The organism is Sedimenticola selenatireducens (genome assembly GCF_963675335.2).
GTDB classification, from domain to species: Bacteria; Pseudomonadota; Gammaproteobacteria; order Chromatiales; family Chromatiaceae; genus Sedimenticola; species Sedimenticola selenatireducens.
In genome coordinates this window covers 39,591-60,815 of sequence record NZ_CAXXYC010000001.1, presented here as the reverse complement: position 1 = coordinate 60,815, position 21,225 = coordinate 39,591, and the positions used below count along the sequence as shown (strand labels likewise).

Genomic DNA, 21,225 nt, shown 5'->3' with positions numbered 1-21,225 from the left:
CTGACGCCGCTCCCGACCATTCCTGAAAAAAAAGGCCTTACCCGCGAGGGGAAGGCCTTTTTTCTCTTCCGAATGTGGAGTGAAGTTAAGGAATTACCGAGTCAATCACCAACTCCACCACCGCCTGATCACTGACGGTCACCGGAGACACTTCTCCCAACAGATCGCCACTGGCGGCTATAGCATTACCGGATCGTGAGATCCGGGCTCCTACCACCACCTGAGGAAACTTCGACAAATTCATCCCCGGCACCATCGCCTGGGCATCACTTAATTCAACCGTGGTCGGCAGATCACCCGCTTTCAGACGCACCGCGGCCAGGGGCATTTTCGGGCCCGTCAGGGCACGGGCATAAATAAACAGGCTCTCTTCCGGCTTTACCTGGGCCGCCAGCTCGGCAGAAAGGGAAACACGGGCAGTGATAGCCGTGCCTGACGGGATAGCCGCCGCCGGTTTTTCCGGCACGCTCTCCGAACCCGACGCGGTCAGCTGGCGTTCGGCCACCGCAATCAGCCGGTCGACCTGCTGGGTTGCATCCGGGTCATCCGCCAGCATCGGCTTGAGATGACGCCAGTGTTCCAGGGCACGGGCATAATTGCCCGATTGATTTTCCGCCATACCCGCCAGCCAGAGCGCCGTCTGATCTTCAGGCGCCAGGGTAACCGCCTTGCGGATCAGTTCGGCAGGGCGCCCCTGCATATCCCCACCCGCCGACATCGCCAGGGCATCGGCCAGCGCCAACATGATAGAGGGCTGCTCACCGGCAAGCTGGTTCAGCTTGTCAAAGGCAAAGGCTGCGCTCTGATAATCCTTCATCGCCATGTGAGTACGCCCCAGCAGATACCACCCTTCTGCATCCTCGGGATTCTCTTTCAGACGCTCCACCAGGGTGGTCATCATCTCCTCAATTGAGGGCAGTTTCTTGTCTGACGACTGTTGCGCCACCACAACCTGCGGATCAACCAGTTGCGGCGTCCCCAGATAGAGATAGACCGAGATCGTAGCGGCCACCACAAACAGCGCCGAGAACAGCAGGACCAGGAGGCCGCCCTTGCCGGCCCCCGCAGCGCCACCCGAATCACCACTGGATTCCAGGTCTATCAACAGCGCCTGCTCCAACTCAAGCTTGGTCTGCTCGTACTCTTCGTCCGACAGGGAACCGGCGGCATGCTCCTTGTTCAGTTCGGCCAGCCGCTCGCGGGCAATCACCACATTCTGTTTATCGCGATCCGATTCCTGCAGCTCCGACGCGCGCAGCAGGGACGGGGCAATAAACGCTAGCGCGACCAGTATCATGGCCGCCGAAATTATCCAGAAAATTGTCATGTATTATTATCTTCTTCGCCAAGCAATGTCTTGGCTCTCTGCAAGTCGTTATCACTGATCTGGTTATCAGCCAGTTTGCCTTTTCCCCGAATAAATATAAACAGGATGGCGACACCACCCGCCAGGATGCCAAACGGCCCCAGCCAGAGCAGCAGGGTCGACAACTGGAATGGTGGGCGATAGAGCACGAAATCTCCATAGCGCTTGACCATGTAGGCGACCACATCGTCGCTACTGGCGCCACTCTGCACCAACTCGTAAGTCTTGCGGCGCATATCCTGGGCCAGCTCGGCATTGGAGTCGGCCAGGTTCTGATTCTGGCAAACCAGACAGCGTAACTCCGCGACCAGCTGTTTGTAGCGGGCCTCCTTCTCCGGGTCATCGAACTGAGTTGCCTCAATGGCTGCCTGGGAGAACAGCGGTATCAACAGCAACACAAACAGCCAGGCTCGGATCATGACTCACCCTCCAGCTGTTGCAGCAGAGGCTTGAACTCATCCTCCCACACCTGCTGGTAAAGGGGGCCGGTGTGTTTCTTGCGTATCATTCCCTGCTTGTCGATCACAAAGGTCTCCGGTGCGCCATAGACGCCCCAGTCCATGATCGCCTCGCTTTCGGGATCGAATCCAACCGCGGCAAACGGGTTGCCTTTCTTGGCCAGGAAGGCCTGTGCCTCAGCCCGATCATCGCGCCAGTCGATACCGATAATGGTGACGCCCTCGGTTTTTGCCAGACGATTGAGAAACTCATGCTCACGCCAGCACTCCGGACACCAGGTTCCCCAAACATTCAGCAACCATACCTTGCCCTTCAAGGCATCGGAACTAACCGTTTTCTCCGGATCAAACAGATCCGGAAGATTAAATGTCGGTGCCCGCTCATTGATCAGCACCGACGGTACATCACGCGGATTCAGTGTCAGGCCGATACCAAGCAGCAGCGCCAGGACCAGAAAGATGCCCAGCGGTATCAAAAAACGCGCTTTCATGCTGTACCCACCGTGACCCCGTCAACGCCCACACTGGCCTTGCGTTTCAGTCGATAATAGCGACGATCGGTGGCCGCCAGCAGGCCACCCAACGCCATGAACAGGCCGCCCAGCCAGACCCAGCGAACAAACGGTTTGTGGTAGAGACGCACACTCCAGGCACCTTCATTACCCAGAGGCTCGCCCAGAGCGACAAACAGATCACGGAACAACCCTGCGTCGATACCCGCTTCGGTCATCGGCATACCACTCTTGTAGTTGCGTTTCTCCGGGCTGAGGTGCGTAATCTTGGTGTCGTTCAGGTAGATGTCCACCTCACCCCTAAATGCCAGGTAGTTGGGTCCCTGGGTTTTTTTCACCCCCTGGAACTGAAAATCATACCCGCCCAGCGAATAAGTCTCGCCCGGCGCAAGCCGCACGTCCTTCTCCTCGCTGTATACGCTGGTCAGGATGATACCGACCACAAACACGGCCAACCCGGTATGAGCCAGCATCATGCCCCAACCGGAGCGGGGAGTATTGGCCAGGGTCTGGGTAAAGGCGCGCCCGGCGGTGTGCCGGTCAAACAGCCACTGCAGGGTGCTGAGGACCACCCAGACGGCCAGCACCAGAGCCAAGTTTGCACCCCACGAGTAGTAGGGGGCCAGCAGCATCAGGCCGGATCCGGCAATCAGACTGAACAACAATGACAGCCGCAGCTTTGTAAACAACCGCTGACCGCTGTCGTGCCGCCACCTCGCCAGTGCGCCAACACCCACTAACGCAGCCAGCGGAGCAGTCAGGGGAATAAACACCGAATTGAAATAGGGAGGTCCAACCGAGATCTTGCCCAGACCCAGGGCATCGATCGCCAACGGATAGAGCGTTCCCAGCAATACACTGCAGGCAGCCACCACCAGGATCACATTATTCAGCAGCAACGCCGTCTCCTTGGAGATCAATTTGAAGCTGACGCTGCTGCGGATCTGCGAGGCACGCCAGGAGTACAGCAGCAGGGAGCCGCCAATGACCACCACCAGGAAGGCGAGGATAAAGATACCCCGTCCCGGATCGGTGGCGAAGGCATGTACCGAGGTGAGTACACCGGAACGCACCAGGAAGGTACCCAGGAGGCTCAGCGAGAAGGCAAAGATGGCCAGCAGTACGGTCCAGGCCTTGAATGCGCCTCGCTTCTCGGTCACCGCCAAGGAGTGAATCAGCGCCGTGCCCACCAGCCAGGGCATGAAGGAGGCGTTCTCCACCGGGTCCCAGAACCACCAGCCGCCCCAGCCCAACTCATAGTAGGCCCACCAGCTGCCCAGCACGATACCCAGGGTGAGGAACATCCAGGCGATATTGGTCCAGGGACGTGACCAGCGCGCCCAGGCCGCATCCAACTGACCGCCCAGCATGGCGGCAATGGCAAAGGCGAACGCTACAGAGAACCCGACATAGCCCATATAGAGCATCGGCGGGTGAATCGCCAGACCGGGATCTTGTAGCAAGGGATTCAGGTCCCGACCCTCAATGGGCGGATTGACCAGCCGGTCAAACGGATTCGAGGTAAACAACATAAACAGCAGGAAGCCGACACTGATCATACCCATCACGCCGACCACCCGGGCCAGCATGATCTCCGGCATGCTGCGGCTGAACAACACCACTGCACCGGTCCAGACGGAGAGAATCACCGCCCAAAGCAGCAGGGAACCCTCATGGGCACCCCAGACCCCGGAGACCAGGTAGAGCGTCGGAAGGTGGGTGTTGGAGTTTGACGCCACATAGGTGACCGAAAAATCGTGCACCAGGAAGGCATAGGTCAGACAGCCGTAGGAGATCAGCATGAACAGCAGCTGTCCCAGCGCCGCAGGCTTGGCCACTGCCACCCAGCTGGCAATACGGCGATGGGCGCCGATAATCGGCAGAGTGGCCTGAATCAGCGCCAGCGACAGCGCCAGGATCAGCGCCACATGTCCGAGTTCGGGAATCATTTGTTGGCTACTCCGGTTGGTGTACCCTGATGCGCCTTGTCCAGGGCGTCCGCCACCTCGGGTGGCATGTAGTTCTCATCATGCTTGGCCAGCACCTCATCGGCGACAAATACCCCATCCGGGCCCATGCGCCCCTGGGCGATCACACCCTGGCCCTCGGCAAACAGATCCGGCAGGATACCGGTATAGGCGACCTTCACGGCATGGGCGGTATCGGTCACCAGAAAGCGCACCGTCAGCTCCTGGCCACGTTCAAGACTGCCTGTCTGTACCATGCCTCCAAGACGATAGACGTGATCGGCCGGTGCCTTGTTCTGTACCACATCGCTGGGCGAGAAGAAGTAGGAGAGATTACTGTCCAGCGCATTGAATACCAGCCAGGCGGCCAACCCGAGCCCTGCCAGTCCGGCGACCAGAAATCCGAATCGCTTGTGTCTTGCCTTCATACCTTCTCTCCTGCCTTAATCCGGATGATCCTGGCAATGCGTTGCAATACGGCACGCCGGTGATTTCGCAGCATAATCGGCTCAAGTATCATCAAGAGTGCGGATACGCCGAACGAGCCCCACACATAGAGGGCGTAGCCGCCCATGTCCAAAAATTCCGCCACGCTCATAGCCTCACCTCTGCCAATTCACTGACCCAGGTGGTGTCTGCCTCCCGCTCCAGGATGATCGAGCGCACGCGGGCCAACGCCACGGCAATGGTGTAGGCCCAGAAACCCAGCGCCATGATCAGCATGGTCCAGAGCATGGTAACACCCATTTTTGACCCGTTATCCATGCTGATAGTGGCCCCTTGATGAAGAGTATTCCACCACTGCACCGAGTAATAGATGATCGGAATATTTACCACGCCGACCAGCACCAACAGGGCACCTGCCCGGTCTGCCCGCCGCGTGTCATCAATGGCCCCCTGCAGGGCCAGATAGCCGAGATAGAGAAACAGCAGAATCAGCTCCGACGTCAGCCGCGCATCCCATACCCACCAGGTGCCCCACATCGGCTTGCCCCAGAAGGCGCCGGTCCAGAGCGCCAGGAAGGCGAAAATGGCGCCGGTCGGCGCCAGGGCCCGGGTCATCATGCCCGACAGGCGGGTGTTGAACACCAGGCCGAGCGCCGCCCAGAAAGCCATGATCAGATAGATAAACATGGACATCCAGGCAGCAGGCACATGAACGAAAATAATTCGATAACCTTCACCCTGCTTGTAATCCGTCGGCGCCACGAAGAAACTCATGTAGAGTCCAACGCCAATCAGAGCAAGTGCGAGTACGGCGAAAATCGGAACCAGACGACCCGCCAAAGGATAGAAGGTGGCTGGTGATGAAAATTTAAACCAGTTAATTAATCTTGAATTCATTGGATAGTGTAGGCCAGCTGTTCCGGGGGTTTGATATTACAAATAGGGTTTGGTTCCCGTGACTTCATTAAATTTTGCAACGGGAGGCGTTTATACCCAACTCGGTCACACACGGGCATTGACCGAAAGCAAAACCGCACCCAACAATAGCGCCATTCATTCCCACTACTCTACGGAAATCCTCAGCGCCGCAGAGGCGGCCAGCGGAGCAAGCAGCAAGGATAATACCAGAATGGCGCCGAGCATGGAGATATGTCCCTGGCCACCGAGACCGGATGCGGTCGCCTCCACCGCCCCCGAGCCGAAGATCAATACCGGTATATAGAGTGGCAGAACCAGTAGCGAAACCAGCACACCGCCCCCGCGCAGACCCAGCGTGAGCGCCGCGCCGATTGCACCGATCAGGCTTAGCGCCGGCGTTCCCAGCAGCAACGACAGCACCATCACGCCCAGGGCCTCGCTGGAGAGGTCATACTGCAATCCCAGCAGGGGCGCCATCAGCACCAGCGGCAGACCGGTCACCAGCCAGTGGGCGGTCACCTTGGCCAGCACCAGAACAAACAGCGGCTGCGGGGCAAGCAGCATCTGCTCCAGGGCTCCATCCTCATAATCCACTGCAAACAGGCGCTCCAGTGCCAGCATCGAGGCGAGCAGTGCCGCTACCCAGAAGACACCCGGCGCGATAAGCCGGAGCGTATTCATCTCCGGTCCGATGCCAAGTGGAAACAGGCTCACCACGATGACAAAAAAGAACAGGGTGGTGAACAGGTCCGAACGCCGGCGCATCGCCAGCAGCAGATCGCGTCCCATCAGCGTCCTGAAGGCGCTAAACATGCCCGACCTCCTTCCAGCCAAGCTGCAATTCCTTGACCTGCTCCCGGGTGATCCTGACCTCCTGGTGGGTGGTCAGTATGACCATACCGCCACTATTAATATGGTCTCGGATGATGGACTGGAGAAAGTCAACCGCCGCTACATCCAGCGCGGTAAAGGGTTCATCCAGCACCCAGAGCCGCGACTTGTTCACCAGCAGCCGGGCCAATGCCACCCTTCGCTTCTGGCCCTGGGAGAGCACGCGGCTGGGCAGATCCTCATGCCCCATCAGCCCCATCCGCTCCAGCGCATCCCAGGCCTGCCGCTCAGTGATCGGATTGCCATCGAGGGCACTGCAGACACGCAGATTTTCCACTCCGGTCAGATCGTCCTTAATACCGTTCTTATGCCCGATGTAGACCACATCCCGGGTAAAATCCTCCCCCAGACGATGGATCGACTCGCCGTTCCAGCGGATCTCACCATCACTCTCCTTCATCAGGCCACACACTGTGCGCATCAGGGTGGTCTTGCCACTGCCGTTGTGGCCGTGCAGATGCAACAGCTCTCCCGCCTCGAGCCTGAAACTGAGATCGGAAAACAGTTTGCGGTCACCCCGTATACAGGCCAGCCCCGCCACTTCGAGCATCGAAAGCACCCTAATAACAGTCAAAAACCGCCCGATTGTACACAGCCTGACCCCGCTTTCCCATAAGAGCTCGCGAAAGAATAAGTTCCTGTATTCGGTCGCCCCTGGCCCCGCTGCCGGCGTTACGCCTTTTGGTAAGGGAACAGTCATTGCCTGCAAGGCGTGCCTTGCCCGCGTGACCCAGGAACGCCCTTGGTACGACGGAATTATTCTTTCGCGAGCCCTAAGCCATGTTCCGGGGTAGAATCCCGGTATTCAATTCACAGCAGGAAACCGTGTCATGACAGCGAGTCATCGTGGAGAAAAGGTGGTACTGGCGAGCAATAACGCCGGCAAGGTACGTGAAATCAATCAGTTGCTGGCGCAACAGGAGATTCAGGTAATCCCGCAAAGCCAGTTCGACACACCGGAAGCCGAGGAGACCGGCCTGACCTTCGTGGAAAATGCCATTCTCAAGGCACGCAATGCCGCCCGGCACAGCGGCCTGCCGGCCATCGCTGATGATTCAGGCATCGAAGTCGACGCACTCAACGGGGCGCCCGGCATCTACTCAGCACGCTTTGCCGGACCCGCCTGCGACGACCAGGCGAATAACGAAAAGCTGCTGGCCGACCTGCAAGGGGTGGCGGACGAAGATCGTACCGCCCGCTTCCAATGTGTTCTGGTCTATCTGCGTCATGCCGACGATCCGACTCCGATCATCTGCCAGGGGACCTGGGAGGGGCGCATTCTGCACGCAGCCCAGGGCGAGAACGGTTTTGGCTATGATCCGCTGTTTCTGGTGCCGCAGTTCGGCTGCAGCTCCGCCGAGCTCACCCCGGATCAGAAGAACTCCCTGAGTCACCGGGGGCAGGCGTTGCGCCAACTGGTAGCCGCCCTGGCCTGAGGCAATAAAACCTTAACCGCAGCGCAACCGAACTGAAACCAGACTTCGATAGCCTTCTGTTCTGAAACCCAAGGACTAACAGGAAGAGATCGAACATGAGCCATAACCACGCGTACCCGAATAACCCTGTCAATCTGCTGCTGCCGGCCCAGATCGGCTACCACGGACGCACTTTTTCCGCCACACTGGGTAGCCTGACTGCAGAAGGCGCGCTGCTCGAGACCCATGCCTTGACCCTGCCCGTCGGCATGGAGGTGGAGTTGTCGGTGGCCCTGGGCCAGTCGACCTGGCAGATCAAGGCGGTCATCACCCATACCACTCCGCATGAGATCGGTATTCTGTTTAGAGAGACCCAGCACAAACTCCGTGCAGCAGCCCGTAATGAATTCCAGCCCGGCTTCAGATCCATCCCCTGCACGATCATGGAACCCGCTGCAATAGGCTGACTGTCACTCCTCCAGCAGCCAGTTCAAGACTGTCTCGGTATCCGCACCAAGCAGTGGCGGCGCCCCCTGGTACTCCACCGGGGTGCGCGAAAACTTTACCGGATTGGCTACCTGGGGCACGTGGCCGGCGACAGGATGGGGCAGATCCAGCCGCATACCCCGGGACAGCACCTGCGGATCACGGAACACCTGGTCAATGCTGTTGATCGGCCCACAGGGCACCTGCTCCGCCGCCAGTAGTGCGCGCCATTCGGTGGTGGTTTTCTGCCTGAACAGCGGTTCCAGCAGCAAGATCAGCTGTTCACGATATTTCACCCGCTGCCGATTGGTGACGAAGCGCGGGTCCTGCGCCAGCTCCGGTTGACCCAACACCTTGCAGCAGGCGGCAAACTGCCGGTCATTGCCGACCGCCAACATCAGGAAACCGTCGCCAGTCGGCAGTGCCTGGTAAGGCACGATATTGGGGTGTGCCGTACCCTGTCGGACCGGCGCCTCACCGCCGATCAGGTAATTCATGCCCTGGTTGGCCAGCCAGGCCACCTGGGTATCCAACAGGCCCAGATCGATCTGCTGCCCCTCTCCGCTCTTCTCGCGGTGATGCAGGGCCGCCAGTATGGCGCTGACCGCATACATCCCGGCCATCAGATCCGCCACCGCCACCCCGACTTTCTGCGGGCCGGCCCCGGGCAGGCCGTCACGTTCACCGGTGATGCTCATGAGGCCGCCCCGTGCCTGCACCATGGCGTCATAACCGGCCAACCCGGCATCCGGGCCGGTCTGGCCAAACCCGGTGATCGAGCAGTAGATCAAGCCGGGATGCTCTGCGGAGAGGGTGGCATAGTCCAGACCGTACTTTTCCAGCCCACCCACTTTGAAATTTTCCACCAGAATGTCGGCCCGGGCGACCAGCTTCCGGATAATGGCCTGGCCTGACTCTGTGGTGATGTCCACCGCAATGGATTGTTTTCCCCGGTTGGTGGAGAGGTAGTAAGCGGATTCGGCCGTATCGATCCCCTGTGGGTCCTTGAGAAACGGGGGACCCCAGTGACGCGTGTCATCCCCCACTTCGGGCCGCTCGATTTTCCAGATGGTGGCCCCGTAATCGGCCAGCAGTTGTGTTGCCCAGGGCCCGGCCAGAATACGGCTCAGGTCCAGTACCCTTATCCCCTTCAGTGGTCCCATGGCGTGTCTGACTCCGAAAACAGGTTAACGAGGAGCTTATTGTGCCATCCCGCTGCCAATCTCGCCCCGACATCGCAAGTTGTTTCAATCACTCTCGTGGGGCGGGGTTCATCCAGGCTAAGGTGCTGCAGCTGATCCGGAATCATGGGGCGAGGCGAACTTCGCGACTGAAACCACTCCTGGCGCTACGCTTGGCCGCCGCAGAGGGCTTTGAACTGCAGGAGGCCCGCCCCGGGCCGAATTCGCGGCGAGGCGCCGCTCCTACCGGGCGAATCGCCAAGCTAAGCCAAAACAGGACCAACAACTAATTGGGGCAGAGCATAAAAAAGCATCGCAGACTTACTAACGGTACCCGACCATAGCCGAGCCGGGCAGGCATATGGAGTCGAGTCAATAGATGGCACTCTCCAGCCGCCGGAAAAATTCACCCCGTTCGAAGGGTTTGGCCATGAACCCCGTGGCGCCGATTTTCCGCACCCAGGTCTGAATCGTGGCCTGCCGGTTGCCGCTGATGATGATCACCGGGATACCCTGGGTATCCACATCGGTCTGCAGTTTTCGCGTCGCCTGGAACCCATCCATACCCGGCATCATCACATCCATGAAGATCAGATTCGGTTTATGGTTGCGCGCCAGTTCGATTCCCCGCGCACCATCTTCCGCCTCCAGTGTCTGATAGCCGGACTGGTGTAACATGCTGCTCATTATCCTGCGTACCGTTTTGGAGTCATCCACGATCAGCACCGTGGTACCTTCCGCCGGCATCACTCGGCGATTGGTCCGACGATCTTTGTTAATGGCGGGACGATTGCGCTGGAATAGTCTGTAAAAACTTGAGAATCCCATCTCTATCTGCACTCTGAAATACGCGGTTGAAAATTACGCTAATGTTAACCGAAACAGCCCGGATGACTATAGGCACAATCTGAAAATCAGGCTGTCTGCGAAACATTGGCTAAAAGACCAACTCTCCACGTGCCCGGCGCTCCAGGGGCAGCAGTGCATCGGTAATCAGTTGATGCGTCGGCGTGGCTACCCCATAACGTCTTCCCAGGCGCACAACAGCGCCATTCCAGGCATCGATTTCCGACGGCCTGCCGGCTGTGATATCCCGCTGCAGGGAACTGGTACCACTCGGCTCCAGCGCCTGGGTAAATTCCCAGGTCCGGGAGATGATATCTTGCGGAAAGACAATTCCTGCCGCTGCAGCCACGGCCACTGTTTCATGCAGGCAGGCATCGATAATGGCGCGCGTGCCCGGCTCTTCACGCAGAATACCGATCGGGGCCCGGCTGATCGCACCCAGGCCACCCCAACCGGTGATAAACAGGAATTTTCTCCAGATCTCCAGAAGAATAGAATCAGGCAGCTCTACGGTGATTCCGGCGTCGGTGAGCATGGTGGCCAGCGCGTCCAGGCGCCGACTGGGTGCACCGTCAAGCTCACCCAGCATTAACGTCGGCTCATGGCCGATATGCCGGATCAACCCGGGGCGCTCGATAAAACTGAAAATTTTCGCCACCCCACCCAGCACCCGCTCTTTGCCGAGTATCTCACCGAGCAGATCAGGTGCCTCTACGCCGTTGAGCAGGGAGACGACACAGGTTTCCGGGCCGATCAGGGGCTTCATCGCCCGGGCCACCTCCGGTACCTGCCAGTTCTTGACACAAACCAGGACCGCATCAACTGGCCCGATCTCCGTCGGGTCGTCAGTTACGAACGGTGAGGTGATGGTGAAATCACCCTTGATACTTTCGACCGCCAGCCCCTGCTGTCGCATTGCCTGTAGATGCGCTCCCCGGGCAATAAACGCCACCTCGTGACCGGCTCTGGCCACCCGGCCGCCAAAATAGCCACCCACACCACCACTGCCATACACCGCTATTTTCATCAGGATACCCTCGATCTCACATCAGTCCGAACCCTTGCGACACGGTAAGCATAGCGCATTGGACCGGACCCAAAAAACCAGGGCGGAAAAGGTCATCGACGGGAGGTGGGGCAACTGGGGAAACGCTCTATACGCTCCCGGTTTTCATCGGCGCCGCTCCTCACAGCGCGGAAGGAGCGGCGATGGATATCTGGAGATTAGTTGGATTTGGACGCCCAATGGGCCTTGACGTACATGAGCGTAATGGCGTTCATCCGCTTCATGATGTCATCGGTGGTCACAAAAATGGTCACCGGATAACCCACCTCACTGTTGTCAGTAAAATAGTGCCGGATGGTCTTCCACAGATTCTCCACTCCTTTCAGCTCCCGGTTGATCTTTTCCGAATTCAGGCTGTTACTCTCGAGGTTTGCATGAGCACTTTCGAACTCCTCTACCGCACGCGTCATCTGCGCCATCGTGGCGTCACTCTGAAACCCGGCCTGATGAGCCGCATAAAATTTGGAAATTCGCTGTGAAAGCATCCGCTGACGCCCGGCGATATTGACCGCCGAAACGGTCTTTTCGGCCTGTTTGCCCTCAAGCTCCATGACAACCGCCTGATTCAGTTCCAGTAGCGTCTCACTCAATTCGAGCATGGTTGCTCCACCGAACTTGACATAGGGCGCCTGGGAGATCTTGACCATCTTCTCCAGCAACGGGTCAATCTCATCCAGCAATTCCCGCACCCTGGCATCGGTAACCGATTTTTTCAGGACATCGTGATTGTTCACCATCAGGGCAACGCTGCCCTTCATTTGGCGTGTCGCCTTGCCGGCGCGGATCTGTCCGCCCAGAAAGAGATAATCCTTGGCAATACGTTGCGAGAGCATCCGCTGCATCCCTGCGGTATTCACCAGTGCCGCCATGTCGGCCGCAACGGCACCGGAGGCACTCATCGGCAGCCAGAGCAGCGCTGCAAACCAGAGTATTATCAGCGCCTTATATTTTACTTTCATGCTTATCCCCATCCCCTTATTCTGAAATCATGCTCACAGCCCGGTTATAACAAAAATTTTGCCAGCACAAAAGAAAATTAATCCTGGCGGCCCTGGATCTCGAACCGAAATTGTCTGGGAGACTCGCTACTGAGCGGGGTGTTGATCTGCTGTTGACTGGATATCTTGGTGACTAATTCGACACGAACTTGGCTATCTCTTCGGTAATCCGCGCCGCGCCCGCACCATACAGCATGGTGATGTGGTTGCCCGGTACCTCGCTATAGCTGCCCTGGGGCAGGGCGGCAACAGTTGCTTCTGCCTGCTCACGGGGTAGTAACGGAGGTGCGCCGGGCAAGCCATAGCCTCCCGTGGCATTGAGCAACAGGGTCGGCTGACCGATGAGTGGCAGCTTCTCCCGCCACGCCTCGGCCAATACATGCTCCACCGCCTCGGTAATAGCCGCGGGAGATGAGCGGGACACCACCTGGCCACTCGGCAGCGTCTCTATATCTGCGCGAAAATAGCTCTCGATAGCCGGGTCCCACCACTGATGGAAGAAGGGCATCACTTTAACCGCGGCCAGGTAGGTTTCCCATGACGGTACCGGCTTGCCCAGTCGATCAATGGCAGGCTGTATCAGGCGCCGGGTATCCGGATGCATCTCCGCCGCGGCATCGATTACCACAAGCTTCTCCACCCGTTCCGGGTTGTTTGCCGCCAGATAGAGGCCCAGCAGGCCACCGTAGGAGTGGCCGCCGAGTATCACGCTATCCAGCTCCAGCCGGTCCAGCAGGCCAATCACATCAGCCGCATGATCCGCCAGGGAATAGCCGGATTCGGGTTTGTCGCTCAAACCCCGTCCGCGCAGATCCAGCGCCAACAGCCGCACGGCGGGTACCAGTCCGGCACTCACCAGGCCATCAAACGAGTGAGCATTGGCGGTCAGCCCCGGCATCAGCAGCAGAGTCGGACCAGCCGACGCATGATCCAGATAGTGCAGCCTGATACCGTTTGCCTGTAAAAACCGATCCACTCAACACCCCTGAGTTACTGAATAACAATCACGATGGAGAGGGTTGCCTCCATCATGGACAAGACACCACAAAGTCAGAGTCTGGGTCCGCTACATGCCAAGAGGCGGCGTCGCCCCGGCCAGTGCAATACCGGGTAGACGGACGCGGCAGGGTTATGCATTTCCTCCGGCTTAACGTCGAACACCCGCCTTCCTCGAATGCACCGGACCAGCCGGGTAACCTGCTTACTCCTTCGGGGTGATTCTGTCCGATGCATCCAGCTTGTTACTGAACCCGCAGAATCTCCGCAACTTGACGATGGACTCAATCCGTACCTGCTTGTGATCGATCGTCACACCCTGTTCCCGAAGCGCGGTAAAGGTACGGGACAAGCCCTCCTGGGACATCCCCAGAAGCGCCGCCAGCATCTTTTTAGTGTGGGGAAGGATGATGCAGTTTTCCCCCCGACCCTGGTCATAGGCCAGATCCAATAGAAATGCCGCCACCCGCTGCGCGGTGGTGCGCAACCGCTGATTCTTCACCTGACGCACCATGCTGCGGTACTGGGTTGAAAGGGTCGCCATCATGTTGAGGCCGAAGTCACCACCATGCCGGATCAACCCTACCAATTCAGCACCCGGTATCTTGAGTACACGGGAACTTTTCACTACCTCGGCGGACATCAGAAAACGCTTGCCGGTGATCACTGCTGCCAGGATGAAGGAATCCCCCGGATAGAGAATCTCTATCACGGTCTGCTGCCCCTCCGGTCCCTTTGCCGTCATCTGCGCCAGCCCGCTTACCAGCACATAAAGGTACTCCGCCTTATCACCTTCACGGAAAAGGATATTGCCTTTCTCACAGACCAGCTCTTGGGTGTGTTGTGCCACCCGCGCCAGATCCTCGCTACTCATGTCGGAAAAGAGAGGTATCTGCTCCAGTAATTTTGCTGCATTCATAATTGGTAGGTTTATCTAGAGTTGGCATAACCGGCATCCAAGCACCCGACTGCGTCCTGCGGACTATAGAGGTTAACACATAAGCATGAAAAACAGTCTGAATTACAGCGCCAGCGACCGCTGGCGTTAAACGCGGAGGGCTTCTTAAGGGGAATAATGACACCTGATGGTCATGCGGCTAACGACAAAGCCTGGGGAATTCAGTCAATACCTCCACCTCGCCAGGTCTCGACCAGCTGCTGCAGTTTATTCACCAGATAGGGATCCAGCTTGGTTCCGGCCTCTCCCGACATGATATCCAACGTCTCTGCGACCGGACGCGCTTCATGATAAGGCCGGGTTTTGGTCATCGCATCATAGCTGTCAGCCACCGAAATAATGCGGGAGAGAATCGGTATTGTCTCGCCCTGCAGGCCATCCGGATAGCCCCCGCCATTGAAGTGTTCATGGTGATGCCGCACTACCCGGGCAATCAGATCGCCGGCCTTCAGCCCCAGCTCCCTGACGATTCCCTCTCCCTTGGTGGCATGGTCTTTCATCACCTCCATGTCTTCCACGGTGAAGCGTTCCGGTTTTAGCAGAATATGATCGGGAATACCGATTTTGCCGATATCGTGAAAAAAGGCGCCCAGCTCAAGCACCTCAAGATCGGCCCGATCCAGGCCACAAGCAAGGCCAATCAGCCGGGAGAAGCCGGCCACGCGTCGGGAGTGGCACTGGGTGTAGTGATCCCGCTCATTCAGCGCCGCCCCCAATGCCCGGGAGCCGGGATCAAGTTCGAAGTGATGGAGAAACTCATTCATGCCTTGCATTACCACCCAACGGTGCAGATTCATCCTGGATAATATCCGTCAACCTCAATACCGCACGACCACTGGCGATATTGCCACACTTACCCGCCGAAACAGTGACGGCCGTCACACCGAGTATAGCCGATCAGTCATGAAATTCCGGCGTATAACGCCCCGTCCGCAGGCGTATATTGACCCTGTTTCTCCCCTCTAAGCCCGCCTGGGTTGTGGTGACAAACCCGGGGTAAACGACGCCCCGCTATCAAAAAAATGTGTTAATTGCCACATAAATTAAAGAAATAGGCCATATGCCCGAAAACCTAGTATGCCAGCAGGCAGTAACCCCGTCGGGCACGGGACGGCACAAAATGGAGGACCACAGGATCGAATAACACCAGCGGTCACTGACGCGGGAACTGTCACCACAAGCCTCACCAGGGATGAGAGAACCCTGGATAAAATATTATTACAAGTCAGAGACCGAACAATGAGCCTATATACTCAGATCGAAAAGAGTTTCTTCTATACCCTCACCCGTAAAATCATCGGCAATGTGGGTTTTCTGCTTCTTTTTCAGCTCCTTACCTTCTGGCTGGCCTACAGCCATATCACAAACACACGTTCCATACTGCAAGAAGGCACAACGGATGCCGCACTGGCCGACCAACTGACGACCCAGTTGGATAACCACCTGATGTTGATGCTCGGGGTCACCCTGCTGAGTGTCGTGGCAGCGATCGGCATCATGCTCTACATGCGGCACCTGTTTCTGCATCCCATACAGGGGATCACCGATATCCTGAGCGGTATCACCGAAAAGGACGGCGATATCTCGGCCACACTGCCGATCACCACCCAGGATGAGATTGCTGAAATGGCACGCAGCTACAATCGATTTGCGGAAAACCTTCGCAATATCATCGACAAAACCCGCCGCCGTACCGTCAGCGTCGCGCTGGGATCAACCCGGCTGGACAAGATCATTCACTCTGCCCACCTGCGGGTCGACCGGCAGGAGATGAACGCTACACAAGTATTTCAATCCAGCAGCGAGGCAACCCGCGCCATTGATGAAATTGCCCGCCACACCAACGCCATCTCGGAACAGAACAGCGCCAATCTCGAGGTGGCCAACAGCTCATCAGAGCGCCTTGGTGCGGTAACGGAGCAGGTGGCGGCCGTCGGCAAACTGCTGGACGGGTTCAATGACACCGTCAACCTGTTGAGCAAGAACTCGGAAAATATCCGTACCATACTGACCATGGTGCAGGAGTTCTCGGACCAGACCAACCTGCTGGCGCTTAATGCCGCCATCGAGGCGGCACGGGCCGGCGAGAACGGCCGCGGCTTCGCCGTGGTGGCGGACGAGGTGCGCAGCCTCTCGCACAAGGTCAACAGCGCCACCGGCGAGATCAGTAAGAACATCAGCGAAATGTCCCTGTTGGTGGAAAACACCAAAAAGGGCACCCAGGAGATACAGAGTTATACAGAGAACACACAGACGGTGATCGGCGACACCGCCTCCCAGTTTCGCAAGATGGTGAGTGATTTTGATTCGGTCAATTCACAGCTGATTGAGATCAGCGCGGCTATCGAAGAGCTTTCGATCACCAATAAGGAATCTCACCGCAACGTCAGTGAGATCGCCGAACTGAGCAAAAACATCAAGGCCGACATGGATGATTCGGAGAAATATTCCGATGAACTGGAAGTGGCCACCGAACAGACCCAGGAACTGCTCTCCCGTTTCATCATCGGCCGCGGCGGTTTTGAAAACATGATCCTGACTGCCCGGGAGTGGGCCGCCCAGGTACAGCAGATACTCAATGAGCTGGCTTCCCGGGGCACCGATCTGTTTGATACCAATTACCAGCCCATCCCCAACACCAACCCGCAGAAATACAACCTTCCCTACGTATCCGCCTTTGAACCGCTGATCCAGCCGCTGATCGACAGCTTTATCAAGGCGCGCCCCGAGTTCATCTATGCGGTCGCCCTGGACAAGAACGGTTTCCTGCCGGCACACCACAAACACCTGTCCAAACCGATGACCGGTGACTTCGAAACTGACAATCTCAACAGCCGGCATCTCAAAATCTACAACAACAGCCGGGCGGAAAAACGCCGGGCAGCCAATACCGAACCTTTCCTGCTGCAGACCTATACCCGCGACACCGGCGAAGTGCTCAATGACTTGTCACTGCCACTCTATATCGATGGCACGCACTGGGGCGCCCTGATCCTCGGCTTCACCCCGGACCGGCTGCTGGAGCACGACTAACAGGAGCGGGTAAGCATGGCCGCGCGTGGATAGCCGGAGGTGTTATCCACGCTCACCGACAAACTTCGGTATACTGCCCCGCCAGGAAGTGTGTCAGGCAGGCTGACGCCGGCGGCGACAGGTAAACACCCATGCAGATTCAGTGGTACCCGGGCCACATGCACAAGGCCAGCAAGCAGATCAAAGAAAACCTGCCGAATGTCGATGTCATTATCGAGGTGCTGGATGCACGCATCCCCTACAGCAGCACCAATCCCATGCTCGCCACCCTGCGGGGCGACAAGCCCTGCATCAAGGTCCTGAACAAGAGTGATCTGGCTGACCCTGTAATGACGGAACAGTGGCAGCACTGCCTGGAGCAGGAACAGGGGGTAAAAAGCCTGGCCATCAGCTGCCAGCAACCGGCTACACTGAAACAGCTTCTGCAACTCTGCCGCCAACTGTTTCCGGCAAAAGCCAAAAGCGTCAAGGGCATTCACGCCATGATTGTCGGGATTCCCAATGTCGGCAAGTCGACCCTGATCAACATCCTGGCCAACCGCACCATTGCCAAGACCGGTAACGAACCCGCCATCACCAAGGCACAGCAGCGCATCAATCTGGGTGACGGCATTGTCCTTTCCGACACCCCCGGGGTACTCTGGCCCAATATTGAAAACCGTAACAGCGGCTATCGCCTGGCCACAACCGGTGCGATCAAGGAGACGGCCATGCAGAATGACGATGTGGCCCATTTTGCCGCCGAGTATCTCCTGTCGGCCTATCCGGACAATCTCCAGCAACGTTATTCCCTGGCGCAGATCCCCGGGACCGAGCAGGAACTGCTGGAACTGATCGGCCGAAAGCGGGGTTGCCTGCGCAGTGGCGGCAGGGTGGACATGGAGAAGGCGAGCAAACTGCTGCTGACAGAACTGCGCGCCGGCAACCTGGGACGAATCACCCTGGAAACGCCGCAGATGATGGAGCGGGAGCAGGAAGAGACCCGGCGCATCCAGGCGGAAAAGGTCGCCAAACGTGCAGCCAGGAAAGCGCGCCGGTCGCCAAAAGGGTGATTGAATCCGCTGCGACCCTGCGGGCCCCGCTATCGGTCTGCACGGCGCCAATCGCCTGCCACTGCATATTTTACGGGGTTGAGATAAGCGGCAAGAATCGGCAAACTGCAGACCCATAAGACAGCGTCGGATCAAGGTCCGTCAGCTTCACCAAACTGCTGGACCGCTGTGATGCGACCTGATCCCAGCCCCGGCCACAATTTCAGACTCGTTGATGAATAACTCACAAGAATCATTCATAACCGGATTTTTCAAGCTCGAATCCGCCGGCGGCATTATCCTCATGGTCGCCGCGGTTTTCGCCATGATTTGCGCCAACACGCCGTTGCAGTCTTACTACTCCCTGATCCTGGATACCCCGGTGGAGATCCGTATCGGCGCATTCGGAATCGCCAAACCGCTGCTGCTGTGGATCAACGACGGTCTGATGGCGGTGTTTTTTTTCCTGGTAGGACTGGAACTGAAAAGAGAGCTGATTGAAGGTGAGCTGGCCGACCGACGCAACATCATCCTGCCGGGCATCGGCGCCATCGGCGGCATGGCGGTACCCGCAGCGATCTATATCTTTTTCAATCTGGACGACAGCACCGCCATGGCCGGCTGGGCCATCCCGGCCGCGACCGATATAGCCTTCGCGCTGGGGGTTCTGATGCTGTTGGGATCACGCGTTCCCACGGCCATTAAAATCTTCCTCACTTCGCTGGCCATCTTTGATGATATCGGCGCCATTCTGATCATCGCGGTCTTCTACACCGCAAAAATATCCCTCAGCTCCCTGATCGTGGTCGCCTGCTGTATTCCGCTGTTGTTGCTGTTCAACCGGCGCCAGGTCGAGTCGAAGAGCCTGTATATGCTGGTGGGTATCATCATGTGGGCCGCCATGCTGAAATCCGGTGTGCACGCCACCCTGGCCGGGGTGATTCTGGCCATGTTTATTCCGATGAAATCGAAGAGCGACCCGCAACACTCTCCGCTCAAGGAGATGGAGCATGATCTGCACTCCGTTGTAGCCTTCTGGATACTGCCGATATTCGCTTTCGCCAATGCCGGCATCACGCTTACCGGCGTCGGCATGGAGCAACTGCTGCATGATGTACCGGTGGGTATCGCCCTGGGTCTGTTCATCGGCAAGCAGCTGGGGGTGTTCGGTTTCTGCTGGCTGGCCATCAAGCTTAGCCTGACCCGCCTGCCCAGCGGCATCTCCTGGGGTTCACTGTACGGCACCGCCGCCCTGTGCGGCATTGGCTTTACCATGAGCCTGTTTATCGGTTCGCTGGCGTTTGAGGAGACCGATATCAATCTCATTTTCGACGAGCGGCTCGGTATTATTATCGGTTCGCTGGCTTCCGGTCTAATGGGGTATCTGGTGTTGCGGCGCAGCCTGCCGAAATCATAGAGGCGGTACGGCACCTGCCCCTACCCTAATGAACGAACCGATGTGTCCGTAGGTTGGGAAGAGCGGAGCGAACCCCAACGAATGAGGGTACCGTTTGACGCCACATGTTGGGGTTCGCGGGCTCACCCCAACCTACGGGCTACCGGCCTAAAATCGTAAGGGCATGGGTTCGCGTTGCGTAGAAACGGCTATGGTAACAACACCGTCGCGCCGGTGGTTTTCCGCGCCTCCAGGTCACGGTGCGCCTGCGCCACATCGGCCAGCGGGTAGGTCTGACCGATTCTGACCTTGACCGCCCCGGACTGCACCGCATCGAACAGGTCACCGGCACACTGATCCAGCAGTTCGCGACTGCGGATATAGGTGGCCAGGGTCGGCCGCTGAATATAGAGCGAGCCTTTCTGTGCCAGCAATCCAATATTGAAATCGCTGATCGGGCCGGAGGCATTGCCGAAGCTAACCAGGGTGCCGGTGGGGCGCAGTGAATCGAGGGAAGCCGTCAGCGTCGCCTTACCGATTGAGTCATAGACGGCCGCCACACCCGCGCCACCGGTAATGTCCCGCACCCGGGCGGCCACGTCCTCATCTTTATAGAGGATGGTGTGATGGCAACCGTGCTCCTGCGCCAAGCGGGCTTTCTCCGGACTACCGACACAGCCGATCACCGTGACACCCAGATGATTGGCCCACTGACTGAGCAGCGTACCAACACCGCCCGCCGCCGCCATTACCAGGATGGTGTCGCCGGCCTGCACCGGGTAGGAGCTCTTGAGCAGATAGCGCGCTGTCATCCCCTGCAGCATCATGGCCGCGGCGGTCTGGTCCTCAATGCCATCTGGCAGTTTAACCAGCTTGTCGACACTTATCGTTCGTTCGTTGCAGTAAGCGCCCAGGTCCATGGCGTAGGCCACCCGGTCACCGGTGGAAAATCCTTCGACATTCGGCCCGACCGCCTCAATGACACCGGCCGCCTCCATACCCAGGGTCTGGGGAAAAGCACCCAGCGGATAGAGCCCGGTGCGCTGATAGACATCAATAAAATTCAGGCCAATGGCGCTGTGCCGGAGCCTGACTTCCCCCGCCGCCGGATCACCAGCCGTCACGGTCTCCAGGGTCAGGACCTCCGGCCCGCCATATTGATGGATACGTATTGCGCTGTTCACGGGCTCTCCTCCGGCTTGACTGGATATCTGTCATACAAGTGTAACGGCATTGAACCGGTATACCAGCAAAAACTGA

22 protein-coding genes are annotated in these 21,225 nt (G+C 58.0%); 5 read left to right on the top strand and 17 right to left on the bottom strand.

All coding sequences use genetic code 11. The features are described from left to right. Window positions 1-85: 85 nt before the first annotated feature. From ccmI to ccmA, 9 genes are all read right to left on the bottom strand, one after another. Window positions 86-1,327 carry a c-type cytochrome biogenesis protein CcmI gene (gene ccmI / locus ACHZBF_RS00315; RefSeq protein WP_321527362.1) on the bottom strand — a complete coding sequence of 414 codons (1,242 nt, stop codon included), beginning with the start codon at window positions 1,325-1,327 and terminating at the stop codon, window positions 86-88. Further along, complete coding sequence (locus tag ACHZBF_RS00310; protein ID WP_029133108.1) at window positions 1,324-1,785, bottom strand: cytochrome c-type biogenesis protein; 462 nt, start codon at window positions 1,783-1,785, stop codon at window positions 1,324-1,326. Before ACHZBF_RS00310 ends, ccmI begins: the two co-directional genes overlap by 4 nt. Beyond that, a complete protein-coding gene (locus ACHZBF_RS00305) occupies window positions 1,782-2,315 on the bottom strand; it encodes a DsbE family thiol:disulfide interchange protein (protein WP_029133109.1) in 534 nt (177 codons plus the stop codon). Before ACHZBF_RS00305 ends, ACHZBF_RS00310 begins: the two co-directional genes overlap by 4 nt. After that, window positions 2,312-4,285, bottom strand: a complete 1,974-nt coding sequence (locus tag ACHZBF_RS00300) for a heme lyase CcmF/NrfE family subunit (RefSeq protein WP_321527361.1) — start codon at window positions 4,283-4,285, stop codon at window positions 2,312-2,314. The genes ACHZBF_RS00305 and ACHZBF_RS00300 overlap by 4 nt, the downstream gene beginning before the upstream one ends. Beyond that, a complete protein-coding gene (gene ccmE, locus ACHZBF_RS00295) occupies window positions 4,282-4,731 on the bottom strand; it encodes a cytochrome c maturation protein CcmE (protein WP_288105714.1) in 450 nt (149 codons plus the stop codon). Before ccmE ends, ACHZBF_RS00300 begins: the two co-directional genes overlap by 4 nt. Beyond that, window positions 4,728-4,901 carry a heme exporter protein CcmD gene (ccmD, locus tag ACHZBF_RS00290; protein ID WP_037375017.1) on the bottom strand — a complete coding sequence of 58 codons (174 nt, stop codon included), beginning with the start codon at window positions 4,899-4,901 and terminating at the stop codon, window positions 4,728-4,730. Before ccmD ends, ccmE begins: the two co-directional genes overlap by 4 nt. Beyond that, a complete protein-coding gene (locus ACHZBF_RS00285) occupies window positions 4,898-5,647 on the bottom strand; it encodes a heme ABC transporter permease (RefSeq protein ID WP_029133113.1) in 750 nt (249 codons plus the stop codon). Before ACHZBF_RS00285 ends, ccmD begins: the two co-directional genes overlap by 4 nt. A gap of 165 nt (window positions 5,648-5,812) precedes the next feature. Next, window positions 5,813-6,481: a heme exporter protein CcmB gene (ccmB, locus tag ACHZBF_RS00280; RefSeq protein ID WP_029133114.1), complete on the bottom strand. Its 669-nt coding sequence runs from the start codon at window positions 6,479-6,481 to the stop codon at window positions 5,813-5,815. Then, window positions 6,474-7,109, bottom strand: coding sequence for a cytochrome c biogenesis heme-transporting ATPase CcmA (gene ccmA / locus ACHZBF_RS00275; RefSeq protein WP_029133115.1), 636 nt, complete (start codon window positions 7,107-7,109; stop codon window positions 6,474-6,476). Before ccmA ends, ccmB begins: the two co-directional genes overlap by 8 nt. Before the next feature lie 280 nt (window positions 7,110-7,389). Here ccmA and ACHZBF_RS00270 point away from each other — a divergent pair, with 280 nt between their 5' ends. Together ACHZBF_RS00270 and ACHZBF_RS00265 are read left to right on the top strand one after the other, a co-directional pair. Then, a complete protein-coding gene (locus ACHZBF_RS00270) occupies window positions 7,390-7,995 on the top strand; it encodes an XTP/dITP diphosphatase (protein WP_321527360.1) in 606 nt (201 codons plus the stop codon). Window positions 7,996-8,090: 95 nt separating this feature from the next. Further along, a complete protein-coding gene (locus ACHZBF_RS00265; RefSeq protein ID WP_321527359.1) occupies window positions 8,091-8,441 on the top strand; it encodes a hypothetical protein in 351 nt (116 codons plus the stop codon). Between the two features lie 3 nt (window positions 8,442-8,444). Here ACHZBF_RS00265 and ACHZBF_RS00260 read toward each other — a convergent pair whose 3' ends face one another. The 7 genes from ACHZBF_RS00260 to ACHZBF_RS00230 form a co-directional block, all read right to left on the bottom strand. After that, window positions 8,445-9,623 carry a CaiB/BaiF CoA transferase family protein gene (locus ACHZBF_RS00260; protein WP_029133118.1) on the bottom strand — a complete coding sequence of 393 codons (1,179 nt, stop codon included), beginning with the start codon at window positions 9,621-9,623 and terminating at the stop codon, window positions 8,445-8,447. Window positions 9,624-10,013: 390 nt separating this feature from the next. Continuing rightward, window positions 10,014-10,469 (bottom strand): response regulator, encoded by a 456-nt coding sequence (locus tag ACHZBF_RS00255; protein WP_051302045.1) that lies wholly within the window; start codon window positions 10,467-10,469, stop codon window positions 10,014-10,016. A 109-nt stretch (window positions 10,470-10,578) separates the two neighbouring features. Then, window positions 10,579-11,514, bottom strand: a complete 936-nt coding sequence (locus ACHZBF_RS00250; RefSeq protein ID WP_321527358.1) for a 2-dehydropantoate 2-reductase — start codon at window positions 11,512-11,514, stop codon at window positions 10,579-10,581. Window positions 11,515-11,711: 197 nt separating this feature from the next. Continuing rightward, window positions 11,712-12,512 (bottom strand): type IV pili methyl-accepting chemotaxis transducer N-terminal domain-containing protein, encoded by an 801-nt coding sequence (locus tag ACHZBF_RS00245; protein WP_321527357.1) that lies wholly within the window; start codon window positions 12,510-12,512, stop codon window positions 11,712-11,714. Between the two features lie 172 nt (window positions 12,513-12,684). Then, entirely contained in the window at window positions 12,685-13,527 is an 843-nt protein-coding gene (locus ACHZBF_RS00240; RefSeq protein ID WP_321527356.1) for an alpha/beta fold hydrolase, read from the bottom strand. Between the two features lie 225 nt (window positions 13,528-13,752). Further along, window positions 13,753-14,466 (bottom strand): cyclic nucleotide-binding domain-containing protein, encoded by a 714-nt coding sequence (locus ACHZBF_RS00235; RefSeq protein WP_084609961.1) that lies wholly within the window; start codon window positions 14,464-14,466, stop codon window positions 13,753-13,755. A gap of 200 nt (window positions 14,467-14,666) precedes the next feature. Beyond that, complete coding sequence (locus tag ACHZBF_RS00230; RefSeq protein WP_321527355.1) at window positions 14,667-15,302, bottom strand: HD-GYP domain-containing protein; 636 nt, start codon at window positions 15,300-15,302, stop codon at window positions 14,667-14,669. Window positions 15,303-15,744: 442 nt separating this feature from the next. On the opposite strand from ACHZBF_RS00230, the gene ACHZBF_RS00225 reads away from it, so the two are divergent. From ACHZBF_RS00225 to nhaA, 3 genes are all read left to right on the top strand, one after another. Further along, window positions 15,745-17,538, top strand: coding sequence for a methyl-accepting chemotaxis protein (locus tag ACHZBF_RS00225; RefSeq protein ID WP_029133124.1), 1,794 nt, complete (start codon window positions 15,745-15,747; stop codon window positions 17,536-17,538). Between the two features lie 131 nt (window positions 17,539-17,669). Next, a complete protein-coding gene (gene ylqF / locus ACHZBF_RS00220; protein WP_321527354.1) occupies window positions 17,670-18,590 on the top strand; it encodes a ribosome biogenesis GTPase YlqF in 921 nt (306 codons plus the stop codon). Window positions 18,591-18,804: 214 nt separating this feature from the next. Next, window positions 18,805-19,986 carry a Na+/H+ antiporter NhaA gene (gene nhaA / locus ACHZBF_RS00215; protein WP_029133126.1) on the top strand — a complete coding sequence of 394 codons (1,182 nt, stop codon included), beginning with the start codon at window positions 18,805-18,807 and terminating at the stop codon, window positions 19,984-19,986. A gap of 188 nt (window positions 19,987-20,174) precedes the next feature. Here the strand turns inward: nhaA and ACHZBF_RS00210 are convergent, their stop codons facing one another. Then, window positions 20,175-21,149 (bottom strand): quinone oxidoreductase family protein, encoded by a 975-nt coding sequence (locus ACHZBF_RS00210; protein WP_321527353.1) that lies wholly within the window; start codon window positions 21,147-21,149, stop codon window positions 20,175-20,177. Window positions 21,150-21,225 lie beyond the last annotated feature (76 nt).